The organism is Luteibacter sp. P4_E6 (assembly GCF_056401535.1).
In genome coordinates, this window is record NZ_JBFUJE010000008.1 from 23,532 (window position 1) to 31,393 (window position 7,862).

Below are 7,862 nucleotides of genomic sequence, written 5' to 3' on the forward strand. Positions count from 1 at the left end.
AAAAGCGATGGATCAGCGCAGGCGGGCAAATTCGCGAAGAAGCGGCAGGCGACGCACGCGCACGGCCGTGGCTCGAAACACCGCATTTGCCAGCGCCGGTGCCGCCGAGGGTACGCCGATCACGCTGGCGCCGGTGGGCTCCGCCGTTGACGGCACGATGACCGTCTCGATCTCGTAGGGCAGCGGTTGCGTGGTGGCGATCGGGTAGTCGTGGAAGCCGGTCTGCTGCACCTTACCGTCCTTGACCGTGATGGCGAGGTTCAGGGCGGTGGAAAGCGCATCCATCGTCGCGCCCTGCAACTGCGCTTCGAGACCGAGGGGATTGATGGCGCGGCCGACATCGGCCACGCAGACCACGCGGTGGATGTCGATGCCGTCGGCCGTGGGAGCCACTTCAATCGCGTGTGYCACGTAGGCGCCGAAAACGTAGGCACAGGCGATGCCCAGGCCGTTTTCGCTGCGCAGCCAGCGGCTCCAGTCGATCTTGTCGGCCGCCAGCTTGAGCACGTTGGCCAGGCGCGCGGTGTCGATCGGACCGCCGCGGCCGCTATACGGCAACTGGCGGGCGTCGCCGAGCATGGCGAGGCGGAAATCGAGCGGATTGGCCTTGACCGCGTGGGCCAGTTCGTCGATGAAACTTTCCGAGGCGAAGGTGGGCGTCACGTGCGGTGAGCCGCGCCATTCGCCTCGTGAAAGCTTCGAATCGAGCGGATACCAGTCGCTGCGGAAGTTCGGCACCAGGCCGGCCGGCAGGGCGTCGGCGACCAGTTCCGACTGCCACAGGCGATTGTCGGGCGTGGCCCGGCCGACGAGGGCGGACGGGCTGGCCATGCGCTGGTGCCATCCGATGACTTTCTTGCCCTTGTCGAGCGAGGCATTGAGGCGATGCACGGCCATCGGCCGGTAATAGTCGCGAGCGAGGTCGTCATCGCGGGTCCAGAGGACCTTCAGCGGGCGATTGCGGATCGCATCGTCTTTTTTGGCGAGGGCGATGGCCATCGCCTCGGCGATGTAATCCTGCTCGAGCCGGCGACCGAAACCGCCGCCGCCGCGCGGGACCTGGATGTCGATCTGGTCCGGGCGGAAACCGGTCATCCGCTGCACCACCGTGTAAACCTGGCGCGGCGACTGGGTCGCGGCGATCACGGTCACGCTGGTGTCCGGATCGAGGCGAACGACACAGTTAGGCGTTTCCGCCGTCGCATGCGCCACCCACGGCTGAAAATACGTCGCCTCGAGAGCCCGCGCCGCTTTCTTGCGTGCGCTGGCGATGTCGCCGTCTTCGCGCACGATGGTGGGCGTGCCGACGTCGTCGCCGAAGAGATCCAGCGCCTTCTGTTCCAGCACGGAAGCAGAGGGTTCCGGGGCGTCGCCGGCCTTCCAGGTCGCCTTGAGCGCGGCGCGGCCGGCGAGTGCCGACCAGGTGTCCTGGGCCAGCACGGCCAGCGCCGGCGCCTGCGCGGTCATACCTTGCGTTTGCCCCTGTTCGGGCGTGATGTCGATGACGGCATAGACGCCGTTGATGGCCTTTGCCGCGTCGCGGTCCGCCGTGTCGAGCGTGCCGCCGGGGTAGGGGCACCGGGCGATCACGGCGATCACGGGATTGCCGACGCTGTCGTCCAGCGCGTAGCGCAGCGAGCCCGTCACCACGGCCTTGGCGTCTACGTCGCCCGCCGGCTGGCCGATCAGCGTGTAGCGTTCGGGCTGTTTGAGCGGCGGCAGGGTCGTGGGCGCGTCGATGCCGGCGGCGGCCGCGGCGAGATCGGCGTAGGAAATGGTGCGACCGTCCGCAGCAACGGCTATGCCGTTCTCGCCGCGAAGTTGGTCGGCGGGCACGCCGAGGCGCCGTGCAGCGGCCTGCAGCAACAGCCACCGTGCCAATGCGCCGGCCTGACGCAGGTCGGCCCAGGCGGCGGGAATACTGGTGGCGTCGCCGCTGCGCTGGCGACCGTAGGTGAAACGCGGCTCGCCGTTACCCTGTTCTACCCCGAGCCCGAGCGGCTCGACGACGACGAGGCTCCAGTCGGCGCTCATTTCTTCGGCGATGATCCGCGCCAGCGATGTCGACGTGCCTTCCCCGTTGTCCGGGTCGCGTACGCCAATGAAGATACGGCCGTCCGCGGCCACGCGCAGGTACGGGCCGACCTGGCTCCAGGCATCGCCGAGGAGGGCAACCGGTGTGGGGCGATCGAGCGCTTCGGCGCTGCCGATGCCGATGACCAGCGCACCCGCGGTGCCGGCGGCATACCTCAGGAAGCGGCGGCGGGAAAGACGGACTTCGCCGCTCATGCCTTGTCCTTCATCGTACCCGCGGCGCGCTTGATCGCCTTGCGAATCCGGCCATAGCTGCCGCACCGGCAGAGATTGCCGATCTTGTCGATGTCCGCGTCCGACGGATTCTTCTGGCGGGAGAGCAGGTCCACCGCGGCCATGATCTGGCCGGGCTGGCAGAAGCCACACATGATGGCGTCTTCGTCGATCCAGGCCTGCTGCACCGGGTGCAGCTTGCCGTCAGCGCCGGCCAGGCCTTCGACCGTGGTCACGCGCTTGCCGCTCATTTTTTCCATTTTCGTCTGGCAGGCGGCGACGGCCTTGCCGTCGACGATCACCGTGCAGAAACCGCAGTCGCCCTGGTCGCAGCCGTATTTGGCGCCGGTAAGGCGAAGCACGTCGCGCAGGTACCAGAGCAGGGGCATGCCCGCCTCGCCCGTGTGGCGATAGCGCTTGTCGTTGACGATGAGGTCGATGCCTTCACGTACGGGCTTGGGTGCCGGTTGATTGGCATCCTTGTTGGGGACGGGTACGGGGGACGTCGGGCCTTGCTGTGCCATCTGCTTTCCTCAGCTGAACCGGGCCATTGTGGCATCGGTGCCCTTGTTCAGCGAGTCACTTTACTGAACAGACGTCGCCACACGGCGTATACGGGCAGGCCGGCGAGGACGACGAGACAGACCACACCCGCGCTGAGCGGCTTGTCCAGGCTGTAAGCAACGACCACACCGATGACCGCGACGAGGAACAGAAGGGGTAGCAGTGGATAGGCAGGTGTGGCAAAAACCGGGCGTTCGCTGCTGCGTCGGCGGTACCAGAACAGCGTGGCAATGGTGACGGCATACGCTGCCCAGTCACCGAACGTGGCGAAGTCCAGCAATTGGCCGTAATTGGCCAGCAGGACCAACACGATCGCCCACGCCGAAAGCATCATGAGCGCGATGTTCGGGGTGCGGTAGCGCGGGTGCAGGCGTGCCACGCTGGAGAAGAACAGCCCGTCCTGCCCCATCACCTGCAGCACGCGCGCACCGGCGACCAGGGTGATGTTGCAAAAGCCGAGGGTGGAAATGGCGATGCCGATGGCGATCAGCTTCGCACCCGGCGCGCCGAACACGCGGCTCATCACGTCGGCGGCGGGCGCGTTGCTGTTGGCCAGCCCGTCGTGGCCGAGGACGGCAAGGTACGCGTAATTCACCAGCACGTAGGCGGCGATCACCACGACCATGCCGACGACCAGGGCGCGGGGAAGGGTGCGCTGCGGATCGCGCACTTCGCCAGCGAGGTTATTGAGATAGCTGAAGCCGGAGAAGGCGAACAGCACGGGCAGCAGGGCGCCGGCCAGCGAGCCGGTGACCGCGGTAGGACTGGTGGCCAGTGCCTGCGTCGTGCCGACTCCGGCGAAGGCCAGCCCGGTGACGACGAGCACGGCGATGGCGGCCAGCTTGAGGATGGCGAAGACGTTCTGTACCTGGGCGCCGAAGCGGATGCCGAACAGGTTGATGCCGGTGACGAAGACCAGGGCGCCTGCCGCGAGTGGCTTGACCAGGCCAGGGGAGAGGCCGAAGACGGAGGTCGCATAGCTACCGAAGATGGTGGCCACGGCGGCGGCACTGCCGCTGTAGATCACCAGCAGCATCGTCCAGCCGAACAGGAATCCGGCGAGCCTGCCGAACGCCTCACGCAGGTAGACATAGCTGCCACCCGCTTCGGGGCGACGCGCCCCGAGTTCGGCGTAGCAAAGGCAGCCAATCAGGGTGAGCAGGCCGCCAGCCACCCACAGGCTGAGCAAGACCCAGCCCGAGGCGGTGCGCTGCGCGACGATGCCCGGATTAAGGAAGATGCCGCCGCCGATGATGCCGCCGACGACGATGAGCGCGGCGTCCATGAGGGTCAGGCGACGGGCGTATCCGGGATTTTCCATAGAGGAGCGGCGGCCTTCGTATATGAAATGTAGGAGCCGCTTCAGCGGCGAAAAGCCAACGGAGCGGTCTAGCCGCAAAGGCCATCGCCGGCTCAGCCGGCTCCCACAATCATGCCATGCCTATCTCCCACATTGCCTTTTTTTCGTTGCAGCGCAACACTTCGGGGGATTTTCACTGCAAAGAATCCCGTGAGCGAAAACGCAAACGCGCCGTTGCCTGCCAACGCGCCCTGGATCGTCATGAAGTTCGGCGGCACCTCCGTGGCCACCGCCGCACGCTGGCACAATATCCTCGAGCTGGCCGCCAGCCGCCGCGCCGAAGGTGCGCGCGTGCTGATCGTGGTCTCGGCCCTGTCCGGTATCACCGATGGCCTGAAACAGCTTTGCACGCACACGGATTCGAAACGCCGCTCGGACGCGGCCGCCGCCCTGGCCGATCGCCACCATGCCCTGCTCGCGGAGATGTCGCTGGCGCTGCCGGATACCCTCGGCGCACGCCTGGCGGACCTTGCCGGCCTGGCGGAAGCGGGCGCGGCGGAGCTGGGTGAGCTGGCCTGGCAGGCACGCGTGCAGGCGCATGGCGAGCTGATGTCCAGTGCGCTGGGTGCGGCTTTCCTCAGCGCGAACGGCTTGCCGACCGCCTGGCTGGATGCCCGCGAGTGCCTGCACTCGATCGCCCTGCCGAATCAGAACGAGCGCACGCGCCTGCTCTCGGCGATGGTCGAACCCCATCACGACCCGGCCCTGTCCGCTGCCCTGGCGGCGCGTGGCGAGGTCTTCATCACCCAGGGTTTCATCGCCCGGGATGACGCTGGCCGCACCGTTCTGCTCGGTCGCGGCGGCTCGGACACCTCGGCCGCGTACTTCGGTGCCCTGCTGGCCGCCTTGCGCGTGGAAATCTGGACCGACGTGGCGGGCATGTTCAGTGCCAATCCCCGCCAGGTGGCCGGAGCCCGGCTGCTCCAGCGTCTCGATTACGAAGAGGCCCAGGAAATCGCCTCCACGGGCGCGAAGGTGCTGCATCCGCGCTGCCTGTCGCCGCTGCGCGAACCCCGCGTGCCGTTGCTGATCAAGGACACCAACCGGCCCGAACTCGAAGGCACGTCGATCGGTCCCGAGGTGCGCGAGCACGCGCCGAGCATCAAGGCGATCAGCGCGCGCAAGGGCATCACCCTGGTGTCGATGGAATCGGTCGGCATGTGGCAGCAGGTCGGCTTCCTCGCCGACGTGTTCGACGCGTTCAAGCGCCACGGCCTGTCGGTCGACCTCATCGGTTCGGCCGAGACCAACGTCACCGTGTCGCTGGATCCCACCGAAAACCTGCTCGACTCCGACGCGATCGCCGCGTTGGCGGCGGACCTGGCGCGCGTGTGCCGGGTGAAGGTCATCGCCCCCTGTGCGGCGATCACCCTGGTCGGCCGCGGCATGCGTTCCATGTTGCACAAGCTGTCCGGTGTGCTCGCCGAGTTCGGCCAGTTGCGCGTCCACCTGATTTCCCAATCGTCGAACAACCTCAACATCACCTTCGTCGTCGACGAAGATGTCGTCGACAACATGCTGCCGCGGTTGCACGAATTGCTGATCGGTGCGGGCGCCCTGCGCACGGACGACAGCATGGTGTTCGGTCCGTCCTGGCAGACGCTTTACGGCGCCGGCGATCCGGTGCTCCCGGCCGCTGCCTGGTGGCAGGGCGAGCGCACGAAACTCGTGCAGCTCGCCGAAGAACGCACGCCGCGCTACGTCTATCACCTGCCGACCGTGCGTGCGCAAGCGCGTCGCGTGAAATCGCTCCGCGCCGTGGATCGCGCGCACTACGCGGTGAAGGCGAACACGCACCCGGGCATCCTCAAGGTATTGGCCGAGGAAGGCTTCGCCTTCGAATGTGTATCGCCCGGTGAACTCGCGGCGGTGTCGGCCGCGGTGCCGGATAACGTGCCGCTGCTGTTCACGCCCAACTTCGCCGCGCGCCGTGATTTCGAAGTCGCGCTGAAGACGCGGGCGACGATCACGATCGACGCCCTGCATCCTATCGAGCACTGGGGCGAGATGTTCGCCGGCCGCGACATCATGCTGCGCGTGGATCTGGGTCGTGGCCTCGGCCACCACGACAAGGTGAAAACCGGCGGCACCGGCAGCAAGTTCGGCGTTCCCATCGAGCATCTGGACCGCTTCCTGCGCCTGGCCGACGCGGCCGGTGCACGGGTGATCGGACTGCATGCGCACCTGGGTTCGGGCATCCTCGACGCCGCTCACTGGGGCGAGGTCTATTCGCAGCTCGCCTCGCTGGCCGAGCGCATCGGGACCATCCGCGTGCTCAACATCGGCGGCGGTCTCGGTGTGCCCTCGCACCCCGGCGAGACGGCGCTCGATATGGCAGCGCTCGACCGCGTCCTGACTTCGGTGCGCCAGGCCTACCCGCAGTTCGAATTGTGGATGGAGCCTGGTCGCTACCTCGTCGCGGATGCCGGCGTGTTGCTGGCCAGGGTCACCCAAGAGAAGGAGAAGGGCGCAGGCATGCGCTACCTCGGCCTGGATACCGGCATGAACAGCCTGATCCGTCCGGCGCTGTACGACGCCTGGCACGAAATCACCAACCTGAGCCGCTACGGTGAAGCCGCCACCACGATGTATCAGGTGGTCGGACCCATTTGCGAATCAGGCGATATCCTCGGTTCGGACAGGCGTCTGCCCGAGTCGAAGGAGGATGATGTGATCCTCGTGGCGCAGGGCGGTGCCTACGGTGCCGCGATGGCCTCCCGCTACAACCTGCGTGACGAAGCCGACGAGGTGCTCCTGCCGTGACCGATGTGACCAATAAGGATATGCCCATCGATCCGCGCGAAAGCGAGCGCTTCCGCTTCGTTCGCCACGCGTTTTCCGATGGTGTGGCCGAACTCGTCTATGCCTTCGACGACGGCCCGGAACTGATCGAGCGTGTGACCTTCCCCGGTGCTCCTGTGGTGCCGGCGGAACGTGAGGCTGCGTTCGCCGCGGCTCTTCGCCTGCTCCATCTCGTTGCTGGTGTCAGCTACTACAAGGCAGGTATTCCAGGCACGATCGTCGTCGAAGGCGAATCGCTCGACGAAGACAGCGCCTCGATGCTCGACGCGCTGTACCTTCACGGCCTCGCCGAGTTCGCCTATCGCAATCGGCTCGACCTGCGCTCGCGTATCGCTTTTCCATTCGAGGACAAGGTGACCGTGCGCGCGCCGGCGATTGGCTTGCCGCATCGTTCGCTGCTGCCGATCGGCGGCGGCAAGGATTCGGTGGTCGCCGTCGAAGCGGTGAAATCCATCGGCGCCGATGCGACGGCAACCTGGGTGGGCAACTCGCCGCTCATCGCCGAATGCGCCGCGCGCACGGGACTGTCGACGCTGAACATCTCGCGCGAACTCGCGCCGGGCCTGTTCGAGCTCAATCGCCTCGGTGCGTGGAATGGCCACATACCCGTCACCGCGATCAACTCGGTGATCCTCACCGTGGCCGCGGTGCTTTACGGCTACGACTCGGTGGTGTTCGCGAACGAGCGCTCGGCGTCCGTGGCGACCCTCGAATACGAGGGCCAGGAAGTGAACCACCAGTGGAGCAAGGGCTTCGGTTTCGAGAAGACCCTGCACGACTACATCCATACGCATGTCGCTGCCGACCTCGACTATTGCTCGCTGCTGCG

At 66.6% G+C, this 7,862-nt stretch carries 5 protein-coding genes; 2 read left to right on the forward strand and 3 right to left on the reverse strand.

The genetic code is table 11. The features are described 5' to 3' along the window. Positions 1-12 precede the first annotated feature (12 nt). Genes AC1DT2_RS01460 through AC1DT2_RS01470 form a run of 3 tightly spaced genes read right to left on the reverse strand, consistent with a single transcriptional unit; the run spans position 13 to position 4,192 of the window. A complete protein-coding gene (locus tag AC1DT2_RS01460; protein ID WP_477293693.1) occupies positions 13-2,289 on the reverse strand; it encodes a xanthine dehydrogenase family protein molybdopterin-binding subunit in 2,277 nt (758 codons plus the stop codon). Further along, positions 2,286-2,831 carry a (2Fe-2S)-binding protein gene (locus tag AC1DT2_RS01465; protein ID WP_082879211.1) on the reverse strand — a complete coding sequence of 182 codons (546 nt, stop codon included), beginning with the start codon at positions 2,829-2,831 and terminating at the stop codon, positions 2,286-2,288. The genes AC1DT2_RS01460 and AC1DT2_RS01465 overlap by 4 nt, the downstream gene beginning before the upstream one ends. A 47-nt stretch (positions 2,832-2,878) precedes the next feature. Further along, the gene (locus tag AC1DT2_RS01470; RefSeq protein ID WP_213948634.1) at positions 2,879-4,192 is read right to left on the reverse strand and encodes an APC family permease; all 1,314 of its coding nucleotides are present in this window, start codon (positions 4,190-4,192) and stop codon (positions 2,879-2,881) included. A 189-nt stretch (positions 4,193-4,381) separates the two neighbouring features. Between AC1DT2_RS01470 and AC1DT2_RS01475 the strand changes: the two genes are divergently transcribed. Further along, positions 4,382-6,994 (forward strand): bifunctional aspartate kinase/diaminopimelate decarboxylase, encoded by a 2,613-nt coding sequence (locus tag AC1DT2_RS01475; RefSeq protein ID WP_477293696.1) that lies wholly within the window; start codon positions 4,382-4,384, stop codon positions 6,992-6,994. 20 nt (positions 6,995-7,014) lie between these two features. Continuing rightward, positions 7,015-7,862, forward strand: an 848-nt coding sequence (locus AC1DT2_RS01480; RefSeq protein WP_477293700.1) for a MurL-like N-terminal domain-containing, incomplete at its 3' end; no start/stop codon positions are given.

Coding starts and splice junctions, on each gene's coding strand:
- AC1DT2_RS01465 (WP_082879211.1), bottom strand. CDS start 2,831: ATGGCACAGCAAGGCCCGACGTCCCCCGTACCCGTCCCCAACAAGGAT.
- AC1DT2_RS01470 (WP_213948634.1), bottom strand. CDS start 4,192: ATGGAAAATCCCGGATACGCCCGTCGCCTGACCCTCATGGACGCCGCG.